24 protein-coding genes and 1 pseudogene are annotated in these 26,145 nt (G+C 71.6%); 12 read left to right on the forward strand and 13 right to left on the reverse strand.

What is annotated here, in order from left to right:
• Nucleotides 1–33: 33 nt before the first annotated feature.
• The 7 genes from ABGB14_RS02755 to ABGB14_RS02785 are packed head-to-tail and all read right to left on the reverse strand — an operon-like array spanning nucleotide 34 to nucleotide 7,838.
• A complete protein-coding gene (locus ABGB14_RS02755) occupies nucleotides 34–2,793 on the reverse strand; it encodes an AAA family ATPase (protein WP_347641902.1) in 2,760 nt (919 codons plus the stop codon).
• Nucleotides 2,794–2,832: 39 nt separating this feature from the next.
• On the reverse strand, nucleotides 2,833–3,273 hold the full coding sequence (locus ABGB14_RS02760; RefSeq protein WP_347641903.1) for a VOC family protein: 441 nt from the start codon (nucleotides 3,271–3,273) through the stop codon (nucleotides 2,833–2,835).
• Between the two features lie 58 nt (nucleotides 3,274–3,331).
• Nucleotides 3,332–4,321, reverse strand: coding sequence for a branched-chain amino acid ABC transporter permease (locus tag ABGB14_RS02765; RefSeq protein WP_347641904.1), 990 nt, complete (start codon nucleotides 4,319–4,321; stop codon nucleotides 3,332–3,334).
• A complete protein-coding gene (locus tag ABGB14_RS02770) occupies nucleotides 4,318–5,178 on the reverse strand; it encodes a branched-chain amino acid ABC transporter permease (RefSeq protein WP_347641905.1) in 861 nt (286 codons plus the stop codon). Before ABGB14_RS02770 ends, ABGB14_RS02765 begins: the two co-directional genes overlap by 4 nt.
• Nucleotides 5,179–5,226: 48 nt before the next feature.
• Nucleotides 5,227–5,886: an ABC transporter ATP-binding protein gene (locus ABGB14_RS02775; protein ID WP_347641906.1), complete on the reverse strand. Its 660-nt coding sequence runs from the start codon at nucleotides 5,884–5,886 to the stop codon at nucleotides 5,227–5,229.
• A complete protein-coding gene (locus ABGB14_RS02780; protein WP_347641907.1) occupies nucleotides 5,883–6,638 on the reverse strand; it encodes an ABC transporter ATP-binding protein in 756 nt (251 codons plus the stop codon). Before ABGB14_RS02780 ends, ABGB14_RS02775 begins: the two co-directional genes overlap by 4 nt.
• Nucleotides 6,639–6,641: 3 nt before the next feature.
• The gene (locus ABGB14_RS02785) at nucleotides 6,642–7,838 is read right to left on the reverse strand and encodes an ABC transporter substrate-binding protein (RefSeq protein WP_347641908.1); all 1,197 of its coding nucleotides are present in this window, start codon (nucleotides 7,836–7,838) and stop codon (nucleotides 6,642–6,644) included.
• A 122-nt stretch (nucleotides 7,839–7,960) separates the two neighbouring features.
• On the opposite strand from ABGB14_RS02785, the gene ABGB14_RS02790 reads away from it, so the two are divergent.
• Genes ABGB14_RS02790 through ABGB14_RS02800 form a run of 3 tightly spaced genes read left to right on the forward strand, consistent with a single transcriptional unit; the run spans nucleotide 7,961 to nucleotide 11,443 of the window.
• Nucleotides 7,961–8,767: a PaaX family transcriptional regulator C-terminal domain-containing protein gene (locus ABGB14_RS02790; RefSeq protein ID WP_347641909.1), complete on the forward strand. Its 807-nt coding sequence runs from the start codon at nucleotides 7,961–7,963 to the stop codon at nucleotides 8,765–8,767.
• Between the two features lie 51 nt (nucleotides 8,768–8,818).
• Entirely contained in the window at nucleotides 8,819–10,324 is a 1,506-nt protein-coding gene (locus tag ABGB14_RS02795; protein WP_347641910.1) for a long-chain fatty acid--CoA ligase, read from the forward strand.
• Nucleotides 10,325–10,330: 6 nt separating this feature from the next.
• Entirely contained in the window at nucleotides 10,331–11,443 is a 1,113-nt protein-coding gene (locus ABGB14_RS02800; RefSeq protein ID WP_347641911.1) for a 5-methyltetrahydropteroyltriglutamate--homocysteine S-methyltransferase, read from the forward strand.
• A gap of 3 nt (nucleotides 11,444–11,446) precedes the next feature.
• Here the strand turns inward: ABGB14_RS02800 and ABGB14_RS02805 are convergent, their stop codons facing one another.
• Complete coding sequence (locus ABGB14_RS02805) at nucleotides 11,447–12,043, reverse strand: hypothetical protein (RefSeq protein ID WP_347643147.1); 597 nt, start codon at nucleotides 12,041–12,043, stop codon at nucleotides 11,447–11,449.
• Between the two features lie 32 nt (nucleotides 12,044–12,075).
• Between ABGB14_RS02805 and ABGB14_RS02810 the strand changes: the two genes are divergently transcribed.
• The gene (locus ABGB14_RS02810; protein ID WP_347643148.1) at nucleotides 12,076–12,201 is read left to right on the forward strand and encodes a hypothetical protein; all 126 of its coding nucleotides are present in this window, start codon (nucleotides 12,076–12,078) and stop codon (nucleotides 12,199–12,201) included.
• On the opposite strand, the pseudogene ABGB14_RS02815 reads toward ABGB14_RS02810, so the two are convergent.
• Nucleotides 12,165–12,476: pseudogene (locus ABGB14_RS02815) on the reverse strand (Gfo/Idh/MocA family oxidoreductase); the annotation flags it as partial. The gene ABGB14_RS02810 and the pseudogene ABGB14_RS02815 sit on opposite strands and share 37 nt — an antisense overlap.
• Nucleotides 12,477–12,549: 73 nt before the next feature.
• Here ABGB14_RS02815 and ABGB14_RS02820 point away from each other — a divergent pair.
• Nucleotides 12,550–13,677 (forward strand): ROK family transcriptional regulator, encoded by a 1,128-nt coding sequence (locus ABGB14_RS02820; RefSeq protein ID WP_347641912.1) that lies wholly within the window; start codon nucleotides 12,550–12,552, stop codon nucleotides 13,675–13,677.
• 32 nt (nucleotides 13,678–13,709) lie between these two features.
• On the opposite strand, the gene ABGB14_RS02825 is transcribed toward ABGB14_RS02820, so the two are convergent.
• A complete protein-coding gene (locus ABGB14_RS02825) occupies nucleotides 13,710–14,360 on the reverse strand; it encodes a hypothetical protein (RefSeq protein ID WP_347641913.1) in 651 nt (216 codons plus the stop codon).
• Nucleotides 14,361–14,676: 316 nt separating this feature from the next.
• Here ABGB14_RS02825 and ABGB14_RS02830 point away from each other — a divergent pair, with 316 nt between their 5' ends.
• Both ABGB14_RS02830 and ABGB14_RS02835 read left to right on the forward strand, forming a co-directional pair.
• A complete protein-coding gene (locus ABGB14_RS02830) occupies nucleotides 14,677–16,431 on the forward strand; it encodes a hypothetical protein (RefSeq protein WP_347641914.1) in 1,755 nt (584 codons plus the stop codon).
• Nucleotides 16,432–16,447: 16 nt separating this feature from the next.
• On the forward strand, nucleotides 16,448–16,792 hold the full coding sequence (locus tag ABGB14_RS02835) for a hypothetical protein (protein ID WP_347641915.1): 345 nt from the start codon (nucleotides 16,448–16,450) through the stop codon (nucleotides 16,790–16,792).
• 6 nt (nucleotides 16,793–16,798) lie between these two features.
• Here the strand turns inward: ABGB14_RS02835 and ABGB14_RS02840 are convergent, their stop codons facing one another.
• The 3 genes from ABGB14_RS02840 to ABGB14_RS02850 form a co-directional block, all read right to left on the reverse strand.
• Entirely contained in the window at nucleotides 16,799–17,437 is a 639-nt protein-coding gene (locus tag ABGB14_RS02840; protein ID WP_347641916.1) for a GPP34 family phosphoprotein, read from the reverse strand.
• Entirely contained in the window at nucleotides 17,434–18,840 is a 1,407-nt protein-coding gene (locus ABGB14_RS02845; protein WP_347641917.1) for an APC family permease, read from the reverse strand. The genes ABGB14_RS02840 and ABGB14_RS02845 overlap by 4 nt, the downstream gene beginning before the upstream one ends.
• A 119-nt stretch (nucleotides 18,841–18,959) precedes the next feature.
• Nucleotides 18,960–20,390 (reverse strand): multicopper oxidase family protein, encoded by a 1,431-nt coding sequence (locus tag ABGB14_RS02850; RefSeq protein ID WP_347641918.1) that lies wholly within the window; start codon nucleotides 20,388–20,390, stop codon nucleotides 18,960–18,962.
• A 328-nt stretch (nucleotides 20,391–20,718) separates the two neighbouring features.
• Between ABGB14_RS02850 and ABGB14_RS02855 the strand changes: the two genes are divergently transcribed.
• The 5 genes from ABGB14_RS02855 to ABGB14_RS02875 all read left to right on the forward strand — a co-directional run bounded on the left by ABGB14_RS02855 (nucleotide 20,719) and on the right by ABGB14_RS02875 (nucleotide 26,134).
• A complete protein-coding gene (locus tag ABGB14_RS02855; RefSeq protein WP_347641919.1) occupies nucleotides 20,719–21,720 on the forward strand; it encodes a LacI family DNA-binding transcriptional regulator in 1,002 nt (333 codons plus the stop codon).
• Between the two features lie 13 nt (nucleotides 21,721–21,733).
• Nucleotides 21,734–23,005: a sugar ABC transporter substrate-binding protein gene (locus ABGB14_RS02860; RefSeq protein WP_347641920.1), complete on the forward strand. Its 1,272-nt coding sequence runs from the start codon at nucleotides 21,734–21,736 to the stop codon at nucleotides 23,003–23,005.
• Complete coding sequence (locus tag ABGB14_RS02865) at nucleotides 23,002–23,883, forward strand: sugar ABC transporter permease (protein WP_347641921.1); 882 nt, start codon at nucleotides 23,002–23,004, stop codon at nucleotides 23,881–23,883. Before ABGB14_RS02860 ends, ABGB14_RS02865 begins: the two co-directional genes overlap by 4 nt.
• On the forward strand, nucleotides 23,883–24,689 hold the full coding sequence (locus tag ABGB14_RS02870; RefSeq protein ID WP_347641922.1) for a carbohydrate ABC transporter permease: 807 nt from the start codon (nucleotides 23,883–23,885) through the stop codon (nucleotides 24,687–24,689). The genes ABGB14_RS02865 and ABGB14_RS02870 overlap by 1 nt, the downstream gene beginning before the upstream one ends.
• 83 nt (nucleotides 24,690–24,772) lie before the next feature.
• Nucleotides 24,773–26,134, forward strand: a complete 1,362-nt coding sequence (locus tag ABGB14_RS02875) for a sulfatase-like hydrolase/transferase (RefSeq protein ID WP_347641923.1) — start codon at nucleotides 24,773–24,775, stop codon at nucleotides 26,132–26,134.
• Nucleotides 26,135–26,145 lie beyond the last annotated feature (11 nt).

Here is a 26,145-nt window from a genome sequence, read left to right on the forward strand (position 1 = left end):
CAGCCGTGCATCGGTGAAATCACCGGTCTCCGATCAGGACATGAGGCGTACCAGTTCGACGCGGGAGCGGACGCCGAGCCGGTCGAAGATGTTCCTGAGGTGGTGCTCGACGGTGCGCCTGCTCAGGAAGAGCCGCTCGGCCACCTCCTTGTTGGTGGCGCCCTCGGCGACCATGCGCGCGATCCGCATCTGCTGCGCCGTGAGCTGCCGCGTGGTGTCCGGCCGGGTGAGGCGTACCGGGTCGCCGGACGCGCGCAGCTCGGTCCTGGCCTGTTCCGTCCACAGGCGGGCGCCGTGGCGTTCGAACGTCTCCAGCGCCGCGTGCAGGTGGTTCCTGGCGGCGCCCGGGCGGCGGTCGCGGCGCAGCGCGCTGCCGTACAGCAGGCGGGTGCGTGCCGACTCGAACTCGCACACCCCCTGCCCGTGCAGGTCGAGCGCCTCGCGGAACAGCTCGTCCGCCTCGCCGGGCGCGGCGAGCAGCGCCCGGCAGCGGGCCACGAGCGCGCGCAGGTCGGGGCTGCGGGTGCTGCCGACCCAGCGATCGAGTACGCGCAGCGCGGCGGCGGCCCGTTCGCGGTCGCCGGTGCGCGCGGACGCCTCGATGAAGTGCGGCGTGGCCATGACGCGGATCACGACGTGGTTGTTACGCCGATCGGCGCGCAGCCGGGCGGCGGCGCCGGCGGGGCGGCCGGCGGCCAGATCGAGGCAGGCCAGCGCCCAGGTGCCGATGGCGCCCGCGATGCCCAGCTCGTGGGCGTCGGCCAGCTCGATCGCTGCGTCGGCACGCACCCGGCAGGTCTCCCTGTCGCCTTCGACGGCCGCCGTCATCGCCAGCCAGGCCAGGTGCTGGGCCGCCGTGTTGAGCTGGCCGGTGTCCTGGGCGAGACGCAGCCCCTCGGCCGCGGTCGTCGCGACGGAGGCGTACCTGCCCATCCAGATCTCCGGGTAGATCATGTACTCGAGCAGCTGCGGCACGGCGGAGGCGGCGCCGCGCACCCGGGCGGCCTCGACCGCGCGGGCCGACAGGCGGTGCGCGGTGGCGTCCTCGCCGAGCAGCAGGCTCGCCACGCACGCCCACACGAGCACCGCCGGATCGCGGACGGAGCCGGCCAGCTCGACCACCCGCCGCAGCGGCCCTGCGGCCTCCTGGTGCGAGCCGCTGAACGTGGAGGCCATGCCCGCCAGATACTCGAACATGAGCTGGGCCGGGGCGGCGTCGTCGGGGCGGCGCAGCGCGGCGGCCTGGCGGGCGATCGCGATGAACGCCCGGTTGTCGCCCGCCCGGTAGCTGGCGTCGGCGGCCCTGACGAGCGCGCGCACGCCCAGCGTGCGGTGGCTGGTCAGCAGGCGGGCCGCGGCGGCCAGCAGTTCCTCGCGGGCGCTTCCGGTCTCGCCGCGCAGCAGTTCCAGGCTGCCGTGCAGGAGCTGTACGCGGCCGCGTACCTCGTCGGGCGCGGTGAGCGAGCGGAGCCTGGCCAGCAGCGCGCGGGCGACCTGGGGCCGTCCCGCGATCCACGCGTGCCTGGCGGCGGCGGCCAGCCGCTCGGCCTTGGCCGGACCGTGCCCGGTGAGCTCGGCGGCGCGTTCGAGCGCGAGGTACGGCTCCGGCCCGCAGGGACGGCCGTCACCTGATGGCCGGGCCTCCAGCGCCGCCGCGGCCAACTCGCCGGCCAGCCGTTCCGTGTCCCGTCCTGCCGGTTCGTCGAGCGTGCAGGCCCGGTGCCAGGTCCCCCGCAGCCGGACTTCGGGAGTCTCCGCGTGCTGCTCCTCCAGCAGCGTCGCCAGTACGCGGTGGGCGTGGCGGCGGCGGGCGAGCGGAGCACTGTGGTAGGCGACCGCGCGTACCGCCGGATCGTCGAAGTCGTAACGGTCACCTGCCGTGTGCAGGAGGCCCGCGCGTTCGGCAGGTTCCAGCGAGGTGAGCGCGCAGCCGGGGCGGGCGGCGCGGATCAGGGTCGCCACGTCCAGGCCGGGATCGGCGGCGATCAGCAGCAGGAGCCGCCGGGTGTCCTCGGGCAGGGCGGCGAGCCGGCCCGCGTGCTCGTGCCACAGCCGCCCGCCACGGGGGAGCGCGGTGGGCGGGACGGCCAGGCCCGCGCAGTGGTCCGGGGTGAGGCCGCCGATCAGCTCGGCCAGCGCGAGGGGGTTGCCGCGGGCGATCTGGTCGAGCGCCGCCAGCAGGTCGCCGGCGATCCTGCCGGGCGCCAGGTCGTCGGCCAGCTCCCGCACGGCCACCTCGTCCAGCCCGCCCAGCACGCGGACCGGCACGCCGTCCATCCCCTCCGCTCTCGTGGTGAACAGCAGCGCCACCGGCTCGTGCGACACCCGCCTCGCCACGAAGGCGAGCACCTCCCGGCTGGCCGGGTCCAGCAGATGCGCGTCGTCCACGCAGGCCAGGACCGGCCGCCGGGTCGCCACCGCCGACAGCAGGCCGAGGACGGCGGCGGGCAGGGCGAGCCCGGCCTGCGTCCCGGACTCCATGGCCTCCGCCAGGGCTCGCCCTTGCGCCTGCGGCAGCGCCGCGGCGTGCGCGGCGACCGGGCGCAACAGACCGTGCAGCCCCGCGTACGGGAGGCGCGACTCCGGCTCGACGCCCGCGACCCGCAGCACGCGGAAGTCGCGGGCGGCGTGCGCGGCGGCCAGGTCGAGCAGCGCCGTCTTGCCCATTCCCGGCGCTCCCACCAGCAGCAACGCCCCGCCGGAACCCGAGCGGGCGCCGTCCAGTAACCGGAGCAGGGCACGTTCCTCCTCGCCGCGACCGCGCAACACGGGAACGGGTGCGATATTGGACATGTCGTCCAGTGTCGCCCGGGGGCGACGGGAGAGAAAGCCTCAGGCGACGGTGGGCACGGGGTCCTGGCCGAAGATCCATGGCGCGAACACGACCATCCACCCGTCAGGGTCGGCGTACGCGACCGCGCCCCGCTCGGCCCAGTAGGGGTTGTCCAGCGGCGCGGGCCGGTGCCCCAGACCGGCCAGCCGCTCGACGACGGCCGCCACCGCCTCGTGGCCGGCCAGGTAGAGCACCAGCTGGTTCTCCGTGGACGGGGCCGGGATCTCGGGTGTCTCGCCGTGCTGCGTGAGCTCGAGGTGGACGGGTGTCCCGGGCAGTCCGAAGACGGCTCCGTCGTAACCGGTGTGCCCCCGCCACGAGGCGATCACCGGGAGCTGGAGCACGTCCCGGTAGAAGACCAGGCAGTCCTCGAAGCGGGCTGTCGGCCGGGCGAAGCGGACCGCCCCCACCGGCAGGCACTCCGGCCACTCGTGCGGCATGTCACACCCTTCCTCGACGTGTCGCGGGCCACCCTACCGACGGCCGGCCCGGCGCGCGTCAGCGGCTCTCCACGGGAGTGCTTCGCCGCTTCCCCTGCAGCCGGCCGGCGACGGCGGGCAGGAGGCCCTGGGGGAGGAACAGGACGACCACGATGAGGACGAGGGCGTAGACAGCGTACGAGAGCACGCTCGGCGCGTACGTCGGCATGCCGGGCAGCGCGCCCAGGGTGTTCAGCACCTGCAGGAGCAGCGTGATCGCGCTCGCTCCGACGACGGCGCCCCAGATCGTGCCGAGCCCGCCGACGACGGCCATGACGATGTACTGGATGGAGATGAGCACGGGGAACGATCCCGGCGCCACGTAGCCGGTGTAGAAGCAGTAGATGCCGCCCGCCAGCCCGGCGAAGGCCGCCGACAGCGCGAACACGACCAGCTTGTAGCGCCCGACCGGGATCCCCGAGGAGGCGGCCGCGGTCTCGCTGGTGGCCAGGGCGCGCAGGGCGCGGCCCGGCCGCGAGGTGATGACGTTGTGCGTCACGAGCATCACCAGGGCCACCCCCGCCCAGGTCAGGTACGCGTACGTGGCCGCGTCCGCCGCCTCGAACGACCCGACGGAGAACGGCGGGATGGCCTGCAACCCGATGTCGCCGCCGGTGAACTCGAGCTGGCCGGCCAGCGAGAGCAGGATGAGCTGCATGGCCAGCGTCGCGAAGGCCAGATGGTGTCCGCGCAGCCGCAGCAGCGGCGTGCCGATCACGAGCGCCGACAGCGCGGCGACCACGGGTGCGGCGACGAGCCCCGCGAGGGGTGGCACGCCGTTCAGGGCGAGCAGGGCGGCGGTGTAGGCGCCGATGGCGTAGAAGGCGCCCTGGCCGAGCGAGACCTGCCCGGCGTACCCCATGAGCAGCGACACCCCGACCGTGACCATGGCGGCCAGGCCGAGCAGGATGTACACGGCCAGCGCGCTGTCGTCGAGCACCGCGGGGAGGGCGAGCGTGACGGCGGCGATCAGGAGCCCGGCACCGGTTCTCAGCGGCAGCCTGATCATGTGGACTCCAGGGAGATGGCCGAGCGGCGGCTGGCTTGGACGATCATGACGACGAGCATGAGCCCCAGCGCCACCTCCAGCTGGTGGGAGCCGTAGCCGTAGCCGGCGGCCATGGTCTCGGCCACGCCGAGCACCAGCGCGCCGATGAGCGTGATGACGGGCCGGGTGAGCGCGCCGAAGACGGCGGCGGCGAAGCCGTTCACGATGAGCGTGACGTCGGTGTCGAACGAGATGGGCCGCAGCGGCGTCACCAGCACCCCGGCGATGCCGCCGAGCAGCCCGCCGAGCGCGAAGGCCAGCAGCCCCATCTTCCTGACGTCGATGCCGACCACGCGGGCCGCGTACGGGTTGGAGGCGCAGGCCGTCAGCGCCTTGCCCAGGTAGGTGCGGCCGAAGAAGAGCGCGAGCAGCACGAACGTGGCGGCGGTCACGCCGATGACGAGCAGGTGCTGGGTCTGGATGCGCGCGCCCGCCAGGGTCACGGAGCCGGCCAGGCCGGGCGCCGAGCGGGGCTGGTCGCCCCACAGGATGATCTCGACGGCGTAGGCGAGCACGCCGACGCCCAGCGTGACGATGAGCGCCGACAGCGGCGTGGTGCCGCGCTTGCCGATGGCGGCCAGCCCGGTCAGCAGGCCCGCGACCGCCGCGGCCAGCACGGCGGCCAGCTCGCTCAGTCCGTGCGGGAACCCGAGCCCGAGCAGCGAGGACGTGCACAGCCCCGCGACGACGGCGAACGTGCCCTGCGCGAAGTTGACCACACCGGTGACCCGGTGGATGGCGACCAGGCCGCTGCCGATGAGCGCGATCGCGCACCCGACCGCCAGGCCGTTCAGGAGATAGGTGAGGAAGGCGCTCATGCGGCCGCCTCCCGGCGCGTTCTCATGTGACCGCCTTTCCGGGTGCGCTCATGTGATGGCCCCTCCCAGGTACGCGCTGGCCACGCGCGGGTCGTCGGCCAGCACCGCGCACTCGCCCTCGGTCACCAGCCGCCCCGACTCCAGCACGTACGCCCGCCGGCACAGCTCGAACGCCAGCCGCGCGTTCTGCTCGATGAGCAGCACGGTCAGCCCCTGCTCGGTGTTGAGCGCGGCGAGGTGCGCGGCCAGGTCGGCGGTCACGTTGGGGGCCAGGCCCAGGGAGAGCTCGTCCACGACGAGCACGTCGGGCCGCGACATCATGGCCCGCCCGAAGGCCACCATCTGCTGCTCTCCGCCGGACAGCACGCCCGCCCGCCGGCCGGCGAGCTCGGCGAGCCGGGGCAGCAGGCCGTAGACGAGGGACGGGTCGCGCTGCCCGGAGCGCCAGCCGCCGAGCGCGAGGTTGTCGGCCACGGTCAGGTCGGGGAAGAGCTGGCGGCCCTCGGGGATGAGCGCGACCCGGCCGCCGGCCTCCACGGTGCCGGAGGAGGGTTTGAGCAGGCCGGCGAGGGTGTTGGCGAGCGTCGACTTGCCGGCGCCGTTCGGGCCGAGCAGGGCGACCATCTCGCCGCGCCGCACGGTGAGGGTGAGGTGTTCGAGCGCGGTCGCGGTGCCGTACGAGACCACCAGGTCCTTGACGTCGATCATGAGGCCTGTCCGAGGTAGGCGGCGAGCACCAGCGGGTCGGCCCGCACCTCGGCGGGGGTGCCTTCGGCGATGACCTGCCCGAGGTCGAGCACCACGACGCGGTCGGCGAGCCGGGTCACGAAGGCCACGTCGTGCTCGATGAGCAGGATGGTCAGGCCGCTCGCCCGCAGTTCCTCGATCAGCGCCGCGAGGCGTTCGCGCTCGTTGCCGCGCAGGCCGGACGCGGGCTCGTCGAGCAGCAGCAGCTTCGGTTCGGCGCACAGGGCGCGGGCGAGTTGCAGCGCCCGCTGCTGGCCGATGGGCAGCAGGTCGGCGGGGCGGTCGGCCCATTCGGCCAGGCCCACGCGTTCGAGGGCGTGCGAGGCCTCGGCGGCGATCTCCAGCTCGTCGCGCCGGTGCCGCGGCAGCCGCAGCGCGGCCGAGACGAACCCCGCCCGGGTGCGCCCGTGCAGCCCCACCATGACGTTCTCTCTGACCGTCATGCCGCGGAAGACCCGGGCGGCCTGGAAGACGATGGACATGCCGAGCCTGGCCCGCCGGTGCGCCGCGAGCCGGTCGACGCGGTGCCCGAGGAACGAGATGCGGCCGTGCTCGGCCGCCAGATGGCCGGTGATCAGGTTGAACAGCGTGGACTTGCCGGCTCCGTTCGGGCCGATGACGCCGCAGACTTCGCCGTCCGCGACGCTCAGCGAGACGTCGCGGACGGCGTAGACGCCCCCGAAGGATCGGGACACCCCGGTGACCTCCAGCACGCGCTACCCCGCCGCGGCGACGGTCTTGGCGAGCTCGTCCTTGGCCCATTCGGTGGGGACGAACTGGCCGTTCTTCACCGTGTTGACCGAGATGAAGTCGGGGGAGAGCCCGGAGTGATCGGTGGGGGAGTACTGGAAACGGCCGTTCGGCGTGATCAGGTCCATGGTCTCCAAAGCCTGCTGGATCTTGGTCTTGTCGGTGCTGTTCGCCTTCCTCACCGCCTCGAACAGCAGCAGGCTCGCGCTGTATCCGTCCTGCGCGAACTGCGGCGGCGGGTAACCGTGCTTCTGCTCGTACGGCGTGGCCATCTGCTCGATGACCTGTTTCTGCTTGCCGTCGGGCAGGTGCTCGCCGACCACGCCGATGGCGCTCTGCACGGTCATGCCCTCCGCGGCGTCGCCCATCGGCTCCAGCCACAGCTTGCTGGCCTGCGAAGCGGTGAGGAACAGCGGCGTCTTGAGCCCGGAGGCCACGTACTGCTTGGCGGCGGTCACGCCGGGCGCGCCCGAGCCCCAGAAGACGAGCGCCTCGGCCTTCGAGTCGCGCACGTGCTGGAACAGCGGGCTGAAGTCGGAGGTCGTGGTCTCGTACGACTCGTCGACGGCGATCGTCACGCCGTACTTGGGGGCGAGCTCGACCATCGCCTCGTGTCCCGAGACCGAATAGGCGCTCTTGGAGTCCCAGGCGACGGCTACCGTCTTGATGCCCTCGGCCTGGATGTACTGCAGGTAGCGCTCGGCGTACATGCTGGACAGGGCCGGGGTGACGAAGATGTACGGCTTGATCGGCTCGACCTGCTCCTGGGTGGGCGCCAGCGACAGGTACGGCATCTTGTCGCGCTGCGCGAGCGGCTCGATCGCGAGCGCCGAGTTGGAGAACACCGGGCCGATCAGGGCGTCGATCTCGCCCTTGATCTGGTTGTAGGCCACGATGCCCTGGTCGGGCGCGGTCTTGTCGTCCCGGGTGACCAGCTCGACGGTGCGGCCGAGCAGCCCGCCCTGCGCGTTGACCTGCTCGACCGCCAGCTCGACGGCCTTCTTGTCCTCGCTGCCGAGCGGGGTGTAGTTGCCGGTCAGGGAGACGATGAGGCCCACCTTGATCGGATCTTGCGCGCCTGGTCCGTCACCGCCGCCGCCGCTGCCGCCGCACGCGGCGACGGCGAGCACGAGGACGGCCAGGGACGGGAGCAACCTGCGCATCAGGACCTCCGTGCCAACTGCGTGAGGCGGCTCGGTCTCTAGGGAGCCGTCGCGTGTGGCCTGAATGTAGGCAGGTACATTACGGCTGTCAATAGATTGCCGAATATCTGAGGAGGGCTGCCATGCGGCCTCAATCGGTGATTCTCACCTTTCTTGGAGATCACGTATACGGTCGCGGGGTCTGCGTCGCGTCGAGAAGTTTCATCGAGGCGTTCGCCAGGGTGGGGATCTCGGAGGAGGCCACGCGCTCGACGCTGACCCGGATGGTCCGCCGCGGCCTGCTGCGCCGGCGCCGCGCGGGCCGCCGCATGTACTTCGGCCTCACCCCGACCAGCGCCGAGGTGCTCAGGGACGGCGAGCGGCGCATCTGGCACAGCGGCGTGGTCAACGACGCGGGCGACGACCGCTGGACGCTGATCGGCTTCTCGCTGCCCGAGTCGTGGCAGCGGCAGCGGCACGAGCTGCGCTCGCGGCTGATCTGGGCCGGGTTCGGGCCGCTGCAGAACGGGCTCTGGATCGCGCCCGGCGAGGTGGATCCCGCCCAGGTGGTCGAGGATCTCGGCGCGAACGTGAAGGTCTTCCGCGCCGAGCCGAGGCGCCCGACCGACATGCACACCCTGGTACGCGAGGCGTACGACCTGGAGGGCCTGGGCGATCGTTACCGGGAGTTCCTGAGCCGCTGGGACCGGGCCGATCCCGCGCCGGAGGCGCCCGACGACCTCGCCCGCTCCCTGATGCTGCTCACCGGCTGGCTGCAGATCATCAGGGCCGATCCGCGGCTCCCGCTGCGCTACCTGCCGACCGACTGGCCCGCGGAGAAGGCCCAGCGGGTCTGCCACTCGCTGCACGAGCGGTTCAGGCCCGAGGCGGTGGCGGTCGCGGACGGGCTCCTCGACACGGTCGCCGACGAAAGTTGGGCAGAACGGTGACAGCGATCGTGATCTGGCCTAGCTTGAGGGCTTGAGCGTCAAGGAGTGCCGATGCGGAATCAGGGGACAGGCTCGTGGCCGGCACGCAGGGCGCGCATGACGCCCGAGCGGGTGGCGCTGAGCTACCGCGGGCGCGACCACACCTATCGTGACCTGCGCGATCGTTCGTACCGGCTGGCTTCGGCACTGGCCGGTCTCGACGTGGGGCGCGGCGACCGGGTGGCCTTCCTGGGGGCCAACCAGCCCTCGATGGTGGAGACGTTCTTCGCCGCCGGGCTGCTCGGCGCGGTGTTCGTCCCGCTCAACACCCGGCTGGCCACGCCGGAGCTGCGCTACATCATCGAGGACGCCGGCGCCCGGATCGTCGTGCTGGGCGAGGGGCAGGACGGCGCGGACCTCCCCGGCGGGCACGTCCGGCCGGACACGTACGAGGAGTTCCTGCGGAGCGGGTCGGCCGAATCCGTCGACGAGCCCGTGGGACAGGACGACGTGTGCCTGATCATGTACACGTCGGGCACGACCGGCCGCCCCAAGGGCGCCATGCTCACCCACGGCAACCTCACGTGGAACACCGTCAACCTGCTCGTCGACGTGCCGCTCGCGCACGACGAGGTGACGCTGGTCAGCGCCCCCATGTTCCACATCGCGGCGCTGGCGCAGACGCTGATCCCGACCCTGCTCAAGGGCGGCAGGGCGATCCTGGAGCCGTCGTTCGACGTGGAGCGCACGTTCGACCTGATCGAGTCGGAGCGGGTCACGGTGATGTTCGGGGTGCCGTCGATGTTCGGCTTCCTCACGAGCTCGCCGCGCTGGGCGGGGGCCGACCTGTCGAGCCTGCGCCACCTGCTGTGCGGCGGCGCGCCGGTGCCCGAGCCGCTGATCAGGACCTACCAGGAGCGGGGGCTGACGTTCCTGCAGGGTTACGGGATGACCGAGACGGCGCCCGGCGCCCTCTTCCTGGGGGCCGAGCACTCGATCGCCAAGGCGGGCACGGCCGGGGTGCCGTGCTTCTTCTCGGACGTCCGCCTGGTCGCGCCCGACGGCTCCACGGCGGCGCCGGGCGAGCCGGGCGAGGTGTACGTCCAGGGCCCGAACGTGATGCCCGGCTACTGGGGGCGGCCGGAGGAGAGCGCGAAGGTGCTCTCGCCCGACGGCTGGTTCCGCTCAGGAGACGTCGGCGTCGCCGACGAGGACGGCTACGTACGCATCTCCGACCGGCTCAAGGACGTCATCATCTCCGGCGGCGAGAACGTCTACCCCGCCGAGGTGGAGAGCGTCCTTCACGGTCACGAGGCGGTCGCCGAGTGCGCGGTGATCGGCGTGCCCGACGACAGGTGGGGGGAGGTCGGCAAGGCCCTGGTCGTGACGCGGCCGGGCGCGAAGGCGGACCCCGCCGAGCTGCTGGCGCACCTGGACGGGCGGCTGGCCCGCTTCAAGATCCCGAAATATCTGGAAATCGTTGCCGAACTGCCCAAGAACGCGGCGGGCAAGCTGCTCAAAGCACCGCTCCGCACGCTCTACGGGGGCCCCGACCACGGCCTCCATCCGAGGAGATGATCAGCAGTGCACACCACACCCCCGTTCCGCGCCGACCACGTCGGCAGCCTCCTGCGCCCGCCCGCGCTGCTCCGCGCCCGCGAGAGCCTCACCGGCGACGCGCTGCGCGAGGCCGAGGACGAGGCCATCAGAGAGGTGGTACGCCGCCAGGAGGAGACCGGGCTGCGGAGCGCGACCGACGGTGAGTTCAGGCGGGCCTCCTGGCACATGGACTTCATCTACCAGCTCGGCGGCATCGGCCAGGCCTCCGACGAGCACATCACGGTTCGCTTCCACAACGAGCAGGGCGACATCGAGTTCACCCCGGCGGCGCTGCGCGTCCACGACCGGATCAAGCTGAACGAGCCCGTCTTCGCCGACGACTTCGCCTTCCTGCGCGACACGCTCGCCGTCCGCGGCGCCGGCGTCGTGCCCAAGCTGACCATCCCCTCGCCCAGCATGGTCCACTACCGGGGCGGGCCCGCGGCCATCGACCCCGCGGTCTATCCCGACGTGGAGGAGTTCTGGCGGGACCTCAGCGCCGCCTACGCCGAGCAGGTGCGCAGGATCGGCGCTCTGGGCTGCACCTACCTGCAGTTCGACGACACCAGCCTGGCCTACCTCAACGACCCGGCCCAGCGGGCGGAGCTGGCCTCGCGCGGCGACGACGCCGACCACATGCACCTGCGCTACATCCGGCAGATCAACGCCGCGCTCGCCGGCAAGCCCGACGGCATGACGATCACGACGCACATGTGCCGCGGCAACTTCCGTTCCTCCTGGGCGGCGGAAGGAGGATACGACTTCGTCGCCGAGGCGCTGTTCGGCGAGCTGAAGGTGGACGGGTTCTTCCTGGAGTACGACGACGAGCGGTCGGGCGGGTTCGAGCCGCTGCGGTTCGTGCCGCCGGGCAAGATGGTGGTGCTCGGGCTCGTCACCACCAAGTCGGGCGAGCTGGAGTCGAAGGACACGCTCAAGCGGCGCATCGACGAGGCCGCGAAGTTCGTCGACCTCGACCAGCTCTGCCTGTCGCCGCAGTGCGGGTTCTCCTCCACCGTCGAGGGCAACCAGCTCACGGCCGACCAGCAGTTCGCCAAGCTCGCCCTGATCGTGGAGACCGCCCAGGAGATCTGGGGCTGAGCGTCAGGATCCCTGGAGGGTCACGACCCTGCCCGTGAGGCGGGCCTGCTCCGCGGCCCACACCACGCGGTGCGTCATCAGGCTCTCGGCCGCGTCCGACCGGAGCAGGGTGGCGTCACCCGTGGCCACGGCGGCGAGCTCCTCGGCGCCCGTACGGAAGTCGACCACGCGCGGCACGCCGCCGTCGCCGTCGACGTATCCGTGGGCGCCGAACAGCCGCGTGCGCCGGTGCTCCATGGGGGTGAACGCGCTCATCGTGAACGAGCACGTCGCCCCGTCGCCGAACTCCATCACGACCTCCTGGTGATCCACGACGTCGTTGTCGCACGCGTACACGCAGCGTCCGTACGGGCCGGTGCGCAGCGCCTCCAGCACGTCCTCCTCGGTGCGGCCTGGGGTGACGGCCGACAGCGGCCAGAACTCGCTCGACGGATCGCCGAGGCAGCCCAGGTAGAGCCGGGGCGCCGAGTACGGGCACGACGGCTCCACCGGGCAGTCGAGGCACCGGTCGGCAGCCCCTGCGGGCCGGTCGCCGGCGTGGATGCGCGACAGTGAGCCGAACGACGAGACCCGGGCGGGCTGCCTTTCGAAGAGGTGCACCAGCCAGTCGATGTCGTGGCACTACCAGGCGCGTGTACGGCGTGTACCGCAGCACGTGGCAGACGGCGAGCAGGATGCCGTTGCGCCGGGCCGCGTCGGCGATCCTGGCCGCCTCCGGCTCGCTCGTGGCCATCGGCTTCTCCAGGAGAGTGTGGTAACCGAGGTCCGCCAGCGTCACCGCGGGCTCGGTGTGCAGCTGGTCGTGGGTGGCGATGACGGCCGCGTCGGCGACCCGCCCGCCCGCCGCGAGCTCCTTCCAGCCGGCGTGCGCCCGCTCCGGCGCGATGCCGAACTCCTCGACGAAGAGGGCGCGCCGGAGCGGGTCGGGATCCGCCACCGCCACCACCCGCCCGGCGCCCGTGGCGTGCGCGCGGCGCGTGTAGGTCAGCCCTCGCAGGCCGCCGCCGACGACGGCTAGAGTCACCTCAGTCATGGAACCTTCGCCGAAGAAATATCATGGAAAGCATCATTATTCGGTCTGGGAAAGCTGACAGCAAGGGGGACCGATGGCCGGCGGACTGAGCGGTGGTGACCTGTCGCGGCTCAGGCAGCTCAACGCGCTCGCCGTGATCAAGACGCTGCAGGGCGGGCCGTCGCTCACGCTCACCGAGGTCGCCAAGCGCACGGGCCTGTCGCGCGCGTCCACCGAGGACGTCGTCCGCGAGCTGCTGAACAAGGGCTGGGTCGCCGAGGCGGGCGCCACCGCGGGGGGCGTGGGCCGCCCGGCCAGGCGCTACCGCTTCCGTGCCGAGGCGGGGCGGGTGCTCGGCGTCGACATCGGCCGCCACAAGATCCGCGCGGTCGTCGCCGACCTGGACGGCGCCGTGCTGCACAGCGCCCGCGTGCCCGTCACGCCCGGGATGGGACGGGTCGAGCGGCTGGAGGCGGTCGACCGGGCCGCGGCGGAATGCCTGGAAGGGGCGGGCCTGGCCGGTGGCGACGTGTGGGCCTCGGGCGTCGGCACGACCGGCCTGGTCGACGGCGCGGGCCGGGTGCTGCTCTCGGAGGCGCTGCCCGAGTGGACCGGCGTCGACCTGGCCGCGCACGTGCGCCGGCTGGCCCCCGGCCCCGTGCTGGTGGAGAACGACAGCAAGCTCGCCGCGCTGGCCGAGTGCTGGCGCGGCGTGGCCCGCTACGCCAAGGACATGGTGTTCCTGCTGGCCGGGCTCCGCACCGGCGCGGGCCTGGTCATCGACGGGAAGCTGCACAGGGGCTTCGCCAACGCCTCGGGCGAGATCGGCGCGCTGCCGGTGCTCGGGTGGATCCGGGCGCAGGAACGTCTGAGCGCCGCCAGCGGCGAGGCGGGCGACGTGTTCGCCGCCGCGCGGGCCGGCGACAAGGCCGCCGCCGCGGCCGTCCGCCGCTACGTCAAGGACCTGGCGCTCGGCGCCTCCGCGCTGGTGCTGGCGCTCGACCCGCAGATGGTCGTGGTCGGCGGTGGCTTCTCGCGCTCGGCCGACGTGCTCATCGAGCCGCTCAGGCGCGAGCTCGACCGCTGGTGCATCCGCACGCCCGAGGTGCGCATGTCGGCGCTCGGCGACGAGGGAGTGGTGCTCGGCGCCGTACGCCTGGCGCTCGACGACGTCGAGGACCGCGTGCTCGACGGCCGCACCGCGCTCGTGAGCCAGCTGTAACACAGCGGCCCCGCGCTGCGAATATCGATACGTCAGATGTGGTCCGGCTTCCAGGCGGTCAAATCGTATTTCGTCGCTATTGAGCGCCACATTTCGGAAAAGCGGACTTTCGCCGCCTGTGCGTCTTCGGATCTGTCGATGCCGCGGCGGAAGTCGCGGTCGCCGGCGGTGGAGCCCGTACAATTTCCGCCGCTCTGCCGCCGCGCCCAGGCGAGGAACGCCGCGTCGGCTTCGTACGAGGCGCTGAGCGCGTCGACGAGGGCGTCCTTGAGCTCCGTGCCGCCCTCGAGCGCCGTCACATCCAGCGCGCGGGCGTCGGTGAGCTGCCCGCGCCGGCGGTCGGTGATGTCCTGGATGGTGTCGCGCCCGCGCCGCTCGCACCTCCGCGCGCGCTCGATCGCCTCGGAGAGGCTGGTACGTGCGGAGCTGCTGCTGGACAGCAGGTCGTTCAGGGCTCCGGCCTGCTGCTCCGCCGCCGCGCCCGGCGAGGGGGTGGGGTCGGCCGGCGGCCAGGCGGAGGGAGTCTCGCCGGCGGCCGGCGGGAGCGCGTCCCCCGCGGGCTCGGACGCCCCGGCCTGTCCCGCGCCGGCGGTCCCGGCGGGCGCCGGGGCGCGGCCGGCGACGGCCCACCAGCTCACGGCGGCCACCAGGCTCACGGCGGCCAGGCCGGTGAGCAGGGGCATCCGACGCCAGAGCGGTGCGCGCCGCCGCGGACGGTAAGGCCCGGGGCGGTGCGTGCCCGGCGAGGGTGTAGCGGGGGAGGAGAGCCGGGCCCGGCAGCGCGGGCACTGGAGCAGGCCGCCGACGTCAGACCCGCATCGTCCGCACAGGCAGCTGGAGCCGGGGTCGTGGGTCAACGCGTCCTCCCGCATATTTCATCAATTCCGGCGAAATGCTGCATTTGTCCTACACCTTTTTGCGCGCGCTTTGCTGACGCCGAGACTATTTGAACAAGCTCCCCTAGGGTCGGTTCCGAACGTAAAAGGAAGGGCGGAACACATGGCAGTAGACAGCTCGTCCGCGCAATTCCGGCGCACCGCGGATTCGTCATCGGGCCCGCCGCCCGTCAGCAACGCCACGCGCTATCTCTGCGCCGCCGCCTACCTCGACAACGGCTTCCGCGACCGGGTGCTCGACGAGTTGCTGTTCGACCCCTATCGTGCGATCCCGCCCTCCTACGGCGGGTTCGACCTCATGCCGGTGCTCCACCACTGCCGCCGCGCCCGCGCGATCCTCACCGTCCGCGACGGGATGATCACCCTGCTGTTCGCCGCCGGCCTGCTGCTCACCCCGTTCACCACGATCATGTGGATGCTCGTCCTCGTCCCCTTCGTCCTGCTCACCGTCGACGGCGTCCGCCGAGCGCCGCTGCGCGTGCGCGTGACGATCCTGCTCACGGGGGCGCTCGTCGTCCTGTGGCCCTTCATGTACGGCCTGGCCCCGATGCTGGACGACCTGACCGGTTCCGGCTCGACCTACTCCAGCGCGTACGAGCCGGAGTCCTCATCCGGCGGAGGCGGGAGCACGCTGGTCGAGATCCTGTTCATCCCGGCCGCCACGCTCGCCATCGTCGTGGTCTACCGCGTGGCGATCTACCTCACGCTCGCCGGCACGCTCAGGCCGGGCACGCCCGAGCCGGTCACCGGGGTCACCCACCCCAAGACGGCCCGCCGCCTCGACTACATCCGCAGGGCCCAGTGGGGCAACGTGACGATGTACGCCAACGAGGACGCGTTCATGGGCGCCGGGTCCATCGAGCGCAGCTGGTCGATCGCCGTCGAGCTCGACCGCGTCCGCCACGACCACGTGAGCAGGCGGCGCAACGACCCCGTCGACATCGACCCGGTGGAGCTGCACGCGTTCGTCCGCGAGCGCCTCAAGGACATGCGCGACCGCGTCCTGCGGCCCAACGAGGGCATCCAGCGCCTCGACATCGGCGACCACGTGGTGACCAGGGGCATCTTCACGGTCAGCGACTGGCACGGTGACCGCACCAGGACGGCGCATCCCATGATCGGCCAGCACGGCCTGCCGAAATGCGAGGTCACGCCCGAGGAGATCGAGGCCATCATCCGCCACCCCCAGGGCGGCGTGCGCTACTACCAGCGGCTCACCATCAACAACGACGGCCAGGAGATCCGCGACCCCAGCGGCAACCTCGTCGCCCCGGCGGAAGACCAGGAGGCGCTGACGTCCGCCTTCATCTACCTCGCGGTCGAGGGGCGGATGCTCTACACCCAGTTCGTCGTCACCGTTCTGCCGCCGGCCCTCGGCGCCTACCACGTGGTCGACCAGCTGCCGACGATGACCGGCGTGCGGATCGCGTGGGAGGGGGTCAAGATGTTCAAGCTCCGGCTGCTGCGCGACGTGCTGGCCGCCCCCGCGCGGGTCGCCCGCACCGCGGTGCAGGCCGTGCGCCAGAGCCTGATGACGCCCGACCCGCACAAACACATCGTCTATCCCTACGGCGCCCGCTTCAGCGTCCGCGAGCTCGGGGCGAGCGAAGACCTGCAGACCTACATCCAGGTGCTCGACGTCGCGAAATACACCCGGATGATCGAGCAGCGGCTCACCGAGGCCGTCCTCGACTTCCTGGAGGATCACGAGGTCGACACGGGGGCCTACCGGTTGCAGGCGGCCAGCGTGACCATGAACACCGTGTCCGTGGGCGCGGGCGGCTCGGTCAGCGGCCCCATCGCCTTCGGCCGGCACGCGTCGGCGACCGTCCACACCAGTGCCCGGCCGGGCGCGTGACGAGCGAGGAGATCCCATGGGCGACGAATACGGCGTGCACGTCAGCGGCGACGGCCGGATCAGCGGGCCGATCGCGATGGGCGTCCACGCCCGCGCGGTCGTCGTCAACGGCGGCGATCCGGCGGGCGGCGAGGCGGGAGCGCTCCTGGAACGGCTGGAGCGCCTGCTCGCGGCGCACGAGGCCGACCTCGCCGAGCCGGCGCGGGCGCGCAGGGACGCGGGTGACATCCGGCAGGAGCTGGCGGAGACCGAGCCTGACCGGTCGCGCATCCTCGACGCGCTCAGCCGGCTCTCGGTCCGCGCCGCAGAGGTGGCGCCCGTCGTCGAGGTGGTCTCGCAACTCCGCGCCCTCTTCCCCTGAGGCCGGTCAGCGGTAGACGGCGACGGCGGCCTCGCCGACGAGCGCGTCGACCACCGTGACCACCTCGCCGACCACGGGGGAGCTCTCGCGGGCGATCTCGCGCAGGCGGGCGACCAGCCGGGCGCCCGGCTGGTCCAGATAGAGCTCCTGCTCGACCCGCAGCACGGCCACCAGCCCGCACAGCGCGGCGCACCGTGCGTCCGGCTGTTTCCAGCCCTCGACCGCCGAGCGCGCCCCGGCGGAGGCCCGCACGATCGAGGCGATGTCGGCGGGCTCGTAGCGCGTGTACGGCAGCACGCCCAGCCGGCGCCCGCTCACCTGGACCAGCACGCCCGAGGCGAGCAGCGCCTCCCGGGTGCGGTCGTGGATGCCGTCCGCCGTCTTCTTGAGCAGATACCTGAGCTCCCTGCCGGCGTGGTGGCGCAGGAGGAGGGATACCAGGCCGTCGGCGATCGCGTCGCCGGTGGGAGCGCGCCGGGTGGCGGCGGCATGGCCCTTGGCGACGGCGACGCGCCCGCCGAGCGCGAGGTCGAGCAGCACGGCGCCGGCCAGCCCGAGCGACATCGACGACTGATGGATCAGGGGCCTGCCCGACTGGTCGTGGGCGATGAGGTAGAGGTCCTGGTGGAGGGGCAGCGCGCTCATGGAGCGGAGGTCCTCGTCGGCTCCCGTCCAGCCTGGGAGGGCATGCCGTCCAGGGCCGGCCGGCGGCCCAGGGCATAGAGGACGGCCAGTGCCACGACGCCGGCGCCCAGCCAGGCGAGGCCCACCACCTGGGCGAGGACGTTGGCGTTGATCACCACGAAGACCAGGATGCCCATGCCGATCAGCGGCGCGACGAGGTGCGACCACAGCTTGTCGGAGCCGCGGCGCAGCGCGTAGTGCACGATCACCGACACGTGCAGGACGATGAAGGCGGCCATGGCGCCCATGTTGATCAGGCTGGTGAGGAGGTCGACGCCGTCGGAGCGGCTGGACATCCACAGGCCGATGCCCACGGACAGCAGGGAGACGAAGACGATGGCGTTGGCCGGAACCGAGTGCCTGACCGACACCTTGGCGAGGAACGACGGGAGCTGCCGGTCGCGCGCCATCGCGTAGAGCAGGCGCGACACCGCGACCTGGGCGACCATGGTGTTGGCCACGCCCCAGGAGAGCGCGGTGGCCGTCAGGGTGACGTCCTTGAGCCATGCGCCGCCCGCCACGGCGGCGGCGGCGTAGAACGCGGTGCCGCTGTCCTCGACCAGCAGCCCGCCGGGGTCGGGCACCAGCAGGGAGGCGACCCAGACCTGGGTGACGAAGAGCAGACCGGCGAGCAGCAGCGCCACCCGCATCGCCCTGCCCACCTGGGCCGAGCCGCCGGTGGACTCCTCGACGAGCATGCTGATGCCGTCGAAGCCGATGAACGACAGAACCGCCACGGAGACCGCGGCGAACATCACCGGCCACGAGAAGGTCTGTAGGTTGAACAGCGGTGAGAGGCTGAACCCGTGGCCCTTGCCCTGGAGCAGCGCCCAGAGGCCCACGGCGAGGAACAGCCCCAGGACGAGCAGCTCGAAGCCGATCATCAGGCGGGTGAGCCTGACCGTCATGCGGATGCCGCGCAGGTTGATCCCGGTGTTCACGGCCACGAAGACGATCAGCCAGGCCCAGACGGGGACGTCCGGCACGAGGTCGTTCATGGCGAGCGAGGCCACCAGATAGAGCAGGCAGGGCACGAGGATGTAGTCGAGCAGGACCATCCATCCGGTCATGAACCCGACCGGCGGGGCGATGCCGCGACCGGCGTAGTTGTAGACGGAGCCCGACAGGGGGAACGCCTTGACCATCTGCGCGTACGAGGCGGCGGTGAAGAGGAGCGCGATCATCCCGACGAGGTACGCCAGTACCGGCATGCCGCCGGAGCGGGCATAGACCAGGCCGAAGATCGCGAAGGGTGCGATCGGCACCATGAAGGCCAGGCCGTAGGACACGAGGTCGGTCAACCCGACCCCGCGGCGTAACTCCTGCCGGTAACCGAACTGCTCGATGTTCTCTGAAGCGCGCACGACAAGCCTCTCCGTGTCGTCATGCAGGGCGGGGATCCAGTCCGGCGATCCTCGCGTAGCCCGGTGCCGGGTCGCAAGAGTGATCACGGTGATGTGCCACATGGCAGTGCCGGCGCGCGTCAGCGGCCGCCCTGGCGGCCCTTCCTGCCAGGAGAGTGGCTCTCCTCGCCGGAGGAGTGTCCGCCGTGGATCATGCCGGGGCGCAGCGGCGGGGCCTGGCCGTAGCCGATGGCGCCCATCATGCCCTGCTCCTGGTGGTACAGGTTGTGGCAGTGGAACATCCACTCGCCGGGGTTGTCGGCGTGCACGTCGATGTGCAGGCGCTCGCGCGGCTTGATGTTCACGGTGTCCTTGCGCGGCCCTGACCGCCCGCGGGCGCGCAGCTGGAAGGTGTGGCCGTGCAGGTGCATCGGGTGCCACATGGGCGACTGGTTGTCCAGGACGATCCTGAGGGTCTCGCCCGTTTCGACGCGCAGCCGCAGCGGGTCGCTCGCGAGCCGGTCGTTGAGCGTCCACTCGTTGCCCGACTCGCGCATGCCGAGTGTCACGGCGACGGCTCTGGTCGGGAGGGGGAGGTGGTCGGTGGGCCGCGCGTCCATGTCCTGATATTTCAGCATCCGTCGTTTGAGCTCCGGCACCTTGACCCGCGGCGGCGGCGTGTCGGCCCCGCGCGAGGTCCGCACCACCGCGTACGCCCGCCCGCCCTTGCCCTCGGCCTGCGCCACCAGCGGGAACGCGCCCGATTTGAGCGTGACGACGAAGTCGTACCGCTCGCCCATGCCGATGACGAACGTGTCCACGGTGACGGGCGAGCACGGGAATCCGTCGGCGTGGGTGACGGTCATGCGGTGCTCGCCGAGCGCGACCCGGAAGGCGGTGTCGGCGGCCGCGTTGACGACCCGGAACCTGACGCGCCGCCCGGGAGAGCCGGCGAGCGTCTTGGGGGCGGCCGGCGGGCGGCCGTTGATCAGGTAGAGCGGGTGGCGCATCTCCGCGGCCACGCCGCCCAGCGCCTCGCTGCGCAGCGTGTCGTCGTGCTCGGTGGAGGAGTTCAGCCGGCGCAGGGCGTCGTCGGGGGTGCCGTCGATGCCGTCGAGCCAGTCGTCGAGCACGATCGTGAACTCTTCGTCGTACCGGAGCGGCTCGTGCGGGTCGGCCACGACCAGCGGGCCGTACAGCCCGCGGTCGAGCTGGGTGCCGACGTGCGAGTGGTAGAAGTACGTGCCGGGGTCGGGCACCCGGAAGACGTAGTCGAAGGTGCCGCCGGGCCGGGTGGGGTCCTGGGAGAAGCCGGGTGCGCCGTCCATGGGGAAGTCGATCCTGATGCCGTGCCAGTGCACGGTGGTGGGCGCGGGCAGGTCGTTGACCAGCCGGACGGCGACCGTCTCGCCGGCTGTGGCCCTGACGAGCGGGCCGGGGAGCAGGCCGTTGTAGGCCCAGGTGGAGACGGTGCGCTTGCCCAGCCTCACCTTGGCTGGCCCGGCCCGCAGCACCGTCCCGCGCGGCCGCGCCGCGACGCCGGCCGCCGGCGCCTCCAGGGCCGCGCCCAACCCCAGAGCCGCGAACGTGCCGGTAACGAACGTCCGGCGTGATACTCGCCCAATTGCTCGGTTCTCCACAGATCCTCCCCCGTTCACCTGGAAAGGTAACGGAGAGTGACAGAAAACGCCTTTCGCCACGCTGGGGATCGGGCAGAGGGCTGGAACTCCGGGCGCGCCCGCCTATTGATCGGGCGGGGTGGTGAAAACTATGGTGTTAATCGATTCACACGCCTGAGACGCCGAGGCGTGCAGCTCCCTCGACTCCAGCCGTGATCGCGATGTTTGCCCAGAAAGATTCCCCTTATTCCAGTCGGAAATGCTAGGTTATTCGACTAACATGAGACCCACCGCACGACAGGTGGCCGAGCTGGCGAACGTGTCCGTGGCGACCGTCTCCTACGTGCTCAGCGGCCGGGACCGCCCCGTGGCCGCCGAGACGAGGAAGCGGGTGCTCGAGGCCGCCCGGCAGCTCGGCTACACCCCCAACCAGGCCGCCAGGAGCCTGCGCAAGCGCCGCACGCAGCGCGTCTGCCTGGTGCTGAGCTCGCTCGGCGGCGTTCCCAGCGACGAGCGGCTGGCCACCGACCTGCACGAGATGGCCGACGCCCGCGGCTATTCCGTGGTCACGCTCACGGTCTACTCGCAGGCGCGCGCGACCGCGGCCGTCGACGTGCTGCGCGGCGGCATCGCCGACGGCGCGCTGGTCAACGTCGTCGGCGACCACTTCACCCACGACCTGCTCACCGGGCTCGCCGCCACCGGCCTGCCGATGGTGGTGCTGAGCAACGAGAGCGGGCTCGAGGGCTGCGACGTCGTCCGCACCCCCGAGACCGAGGCGTGCGCGCAGGCGGTCGAGCACCTGCTGGCGGAGGGCAGGCGGCGCATCGCGTTCATGGCGCACCGCTTCGAGCTCTACCGCGACAGACCCGCGGGACGGCTGCTCGGCTACACCACCGCCCTCGAACGACACGGTGTCGACCAGCGGATCGTCACCTCCGGCGCGGACGACCGCGTCTCGGCCTACCAGACGGCCGCCGAGCTCCTGAGCTCCCCCGACCGCCCCGACGCGATCTTCGCCGCCTCCGACCGGGCCGCGATCAGCGTGATCTGGGCCGCCAGGGACGCCGGGCTGCGCGTGCCCGACGACGTGGCCGTCGTCGGCGTCGGCAACATCGACGAGGGTCTCATCAGCAATCCGCAGCTCAGCACCGTCGGCCCGCTCCGCCACGACTACACCGACGTCGCACGCCTGCTCTTCGACCGCCTCCAGGCCGAGGAGCCGCCGCCCGCCCGCGAGATCGTCCGCTCCTGGACCTTCCTGCGGCGGGGCTCCTCCTAGAAGGGAATCCGAGATGTCTTCCCACGCCCCCCACATGACCCGCCGCGACCTGCTCCGCCTGGCCGCCGCCGCCGCGGTGCCGGTGCTGTCGTCCTGCGCGGGAGCGCCGCCCGCGCAGACCGCCGCCCCCGGCACCTTCACCGTCTACTGGAACGCCGGCCACGACTACCAGGCCTACCGCAAGGTGATCGCCGAGTTCGAGCAGGCCAACAAGGTCAAGGTCAACCTGCAGAAATACCAGTGGCCCGACCTGCGCACGAGGCTGCTGGCCGACTTCGCCTCCGGCACGGTGCCCGACGTGGTCGAGGAGCCCGGCGGGTGGGTGCAGGAGTTCGCCATCTCCGGCAACGCCCGCTCGCTGCAGGACTACGTCGACCGCGACGGCGAGGCGATGGGCTTCCCCTCCGACTGGCAGCCGGTCGCCGTCGAGCGCAACTCCTACCAGGGCAAGGTGTACGGCGTGCAGCTCCACCTGACCTGCAACACGCTGCTCTACAACAAGGGCATGCTCAGCGAGGCCGGGGTGGAGGCGCCGACCACCTGGGAGGAGTTCCTCGCCGCGGCGAAGAAGCTGACCAAGGACGGCGTGCACGGTGTCGCGCTCAACCAGGACCACGGCTACATCTGGCCGTGGATGATGCAGGCCGGCGTCACCCCCTTCGACCCGGAGACCGGCAAGGTCATGACGCCGATCGAGGACGCGATCGCCGCCCTGCAGTTCCAGGCCGACCTGATCCACAAGCACAAGGTGGCCCCGGTGCCGGTGTCCAGCACCGACTACTCCGGCCCGCAGAAGTTGTTCTCCGCCAAGCGCGCCGCGATGATCCTCACCGGGCCCTGGGACCTCGAACCGATCAGGAAGACCAGCGCCGACATCGACCTCGGCGTCGCGCCGCCGCTGAAGAACAAGGAGCAGGTCACCCAGGCGGCGGGCACCAGCATGCTGGTGCCCGCCAAGGCCACCAGGCCCGACCTGTCGTGGGACTTCATCAAGCGCATCACCGCGCTCGAGGTCGAGCAGGCCGCCACGAAGGAGACCGGCATGCTGATGCCGCGCGTCTCCTGGGCCAAGCTGCCCGAGGTGCAGCAGGACGCCGCCATCAAGGTGTTCGCCGATGCCCTGCCGACCGCCCGGGACTCCACCCAGCAGGTGCGGCTGACCGGCCAGCTCGGCAAGTGGGACGAGCAGCTCAAGGTCGTCTACCAGCAGGTCATCATCCAGAACGAGCCGGCCGCCGACGCCCTGCGCGCGTTCGCCGAGGCCGCGGAGGGCTTCCTGCGATGACGATGTTGCGGCCACGCACCCTCTCCGGCCGCTACGCCAGGACCGCCTACCTGTTCCTGATCCCGGCGATCCTGTTCTTCGCGGCCTTCTTCTACCTGCCGATCGGCAACGTGATGGCCACCAGCCTGCGCACGGGGCCGCAGGCCGACCAGTGGGCCGGGCTGGGCAACTACACGCAGGCCCTGGCCGACCCGGCGGTGCGGCACTCGTTCCTCGTCACGGTGATCTTCTCGGTGATCGTGGTGGCCGGCTCGATCGTGCTCGGGCTCGGGCTGGCGCTGGCGCTCGACCAGCCGCTCAGGGGCCGGGTGGTGTTCCGGGTGCTGCTGCTGGTGCCGTACCTGACCTCGGTGGCGATCGTCGGGCTGCTGTGGCGCAACATCCTCGACCCCGAGCTCGGGGTGCTCAACCGGGTGCTGGGCGCGGCCGGGCTGCCCGAGCAGACGTGGCTCAACACCTCACCGCTGCTCACGATCGCCGCCGTCACGCTCTGGCAGAGCGTCGGCTACACGATGGTGTTGTTCCTGGCCGGGCTGCAGGGCATTCCGGAGACCTACCACGAGGCCGCGAAGATCGACGGGGCGGACGCGTGGCGCCGCTTCTGGCGGATCACCCTGCCGCTGCTCGCGCCGACGACGTTGTTCGTCTCGGTGATGGCGGTCATCTCGGGGCTGCAGGCGTTCGGGCAGGCGTACATCATCACCAACGGAGGTCCTGGCGACGCCACCGACCTGTCCGTCTTCCACATCTTCAACGTCGCCTTCCGCGCCAGGGACTTCGGCTACTCCTCGGCGCAGTCGGTGCTGCTGCTCGTCGTCATCGTGGCGTTCACGCTGGTGCAACTGCGGGCCGGGCGGCGCGGGGAGGTCACGTACTGATGCGCAAGCCGCTGCTCTACATCCTGCTCGGGCTGGCCGCGCTCGCGACCGTGGTGCCGCTGCTGTACATGGTGTCGCTGTCGTTGCAGACCGAGGCGGAGACGCTGTCGGCGAACGCGGTCATCGTGCCGGACTCCCCCCAGTGGGGCAACTACGCGGAGCTGTTCACCCGCGCGCCGTTCGGCAACTTCATCATCAACAGCCTCGTCGTGGCGGGCGCGATCACGCTCGCGCACCTGCTGTTCGACCCGCTCGTCGGGTACGTCTTCGCCAAGTTCCGCTTCCCCCTGCGCAACACGCTGTTCGTGGCGCTGCTGGCCACGCTCATGGTGCCGTTCTTCGTGCGGATGATCCCGTTGTACGTGCTGATGGCCACCATGGGGTGGCTCGACACGTACCAGGGGTTGATCACGCCGTTCCTGATGGACGCCTTCGGGATCTTCCTCATGCGGCAGTTCATCCAGCCCATCCCCGACGACCTGATCAGCGCGGCGCGCATCGACGGCGCCTCCGAGCTGCGGATCTACCGGAGCGTCATCCTGCCGCAGACGCGGCCCGCGCTGGCCGTGCTCGGGCTGTTCACGTTCGTCTTCCAGTGGAACGAGTTCCTCTGGCCGCTGGTGGCCACGACGACGCCCGAGATGCGTACCATCCCGGTCGGGCTCACCCTGTTCAACCAGGAGTACTTCACGTTGTGGCATCTCACGGCCGCGGGCTCGGTGATCCTCTTCGTGCCCACCGCCGTCCTGTTCATCTTCACGCAGCGATACTTCGTGCGTGGCATCGCGCTGACCGGCATCAAATAGTCAGTCCGTTAGGAGAGTTCCTTTTGCGCCCGAACGTGGCCCCGAATGTGCCCCCGAATGTGCCCCCGAATGTGCCCCCGAATGTGCCCCCGAATGTGATCGTCGTCTTCACCGACCAGCAGCGGTGGGACACCGTCGGACCCTTCACCCCCAACCTCGACAGAATGGCCAGGCACGGTACGCAGGCCACGGTCGCGCTCACCCCGCAGCCCGTGTGCGCGCCCGCCCGTTCGGCGTTGCAGACGGGGCGCTACCCGACCACGACGGGCGTCTACCGCAACGGCCGCGTCCTGCCGGCCGGGGAGCGCACGCTGGCGCACCACTTCGGCGAGGCCGGCTACGCCACCGGCTACATCGGCAAATGGCACCTGTCCGGCAGCGAGCCGGTGCCGGAGGAGGAGCGCGGCGGCTACCGGTCGTGGCTGGCGGCGAACGCGCTGGAGCACACCTCCGACGCCTACCGCACGATCATGTACGACGAGGCGAACGAGCCGGTCCTGCTGCCCGGCTACCGCTCGGACGCCCTCGTGGACGCGGCCGTGCGCTTCGCCGCCGACCACCACGACGAGCCGTTCTACCTGTTCCTGTCGTTCCTGGAGCCGCACCACCAGAACGAGGTGGACAACTATCCCGCCCCCGACGGCTACGAGGAGCGCTATCAGGGCCGCTGGATGCCGCAGGACCTGGCCGCGCTCGGCGGCACGGCCCACCAGCACATGGGCGGCTATCTCGGCCAGGTCAAGCGCCTGGACGAAGGGCTCGGCCGGCTGCTCGACGCGCTGCGCAGCATGGACCTGCTGGACAACACGATCGTGGCGTACACCTCCGACCACGGCAACCACTTCAAGACCCGCAACGGCGAGTACAAACGTTCCTGCCACGACGCGTCGCTGCGGGTGCCGCTCGCGCTGCGCGGGCCGGGCTTCGACGGGGGCGGGGCGATCTCCCGTCCCGTCAGCACCGTCGACCTGCCGCCGACGCTGCTGGAGGCCGCCGGGCTGCCGGTGCCCGCGTCCATGCAGGGCCGCTCGTTCCTGCCGCTGGTGCGCGATCCGCGCACGCCGTGGCCCGAGGAGGTGTTCTTCCAGGTGAGCGAGTCGGAGGTGGGGCGCGGCATTCGTACGTCGCGCTGGAAGTACTACGCCGTCGCCGAGGACGCCGACCCCTGGGACGTCCCGGCCGCCGCCCGCTACCGCGAGCAGGCCCTGTACGACCTGGGCAACGACCCGCACGAGCTGGTCAACCTGGCGGGACGCGCGTCGCACGCGGAGGTCGCCGCGGGGTTGCGGCAGCGGCTGGCACGGCGGATCGTGGCGGCGGGGGAGGCGGAGCCGGTCATCGAGCCGGCCGCCGAGCTGACCGGGCCCCACCAGGGCATGACCGACCCCGCCGTCCGCCTCCACGGCCCCAAGCCTGCCCGTTTCGGCCACCAGCCCCGCCCCTGACGGTCCTTCGG

This window comes from Nonomuraea sp. B10E15, assembly GCF_039871615.1.
Lineage (GTDB): Bacteria > Actinomycetota > Actinomycetes > Streptosporangiales > Streptosporangiaceae > Nonomuraea.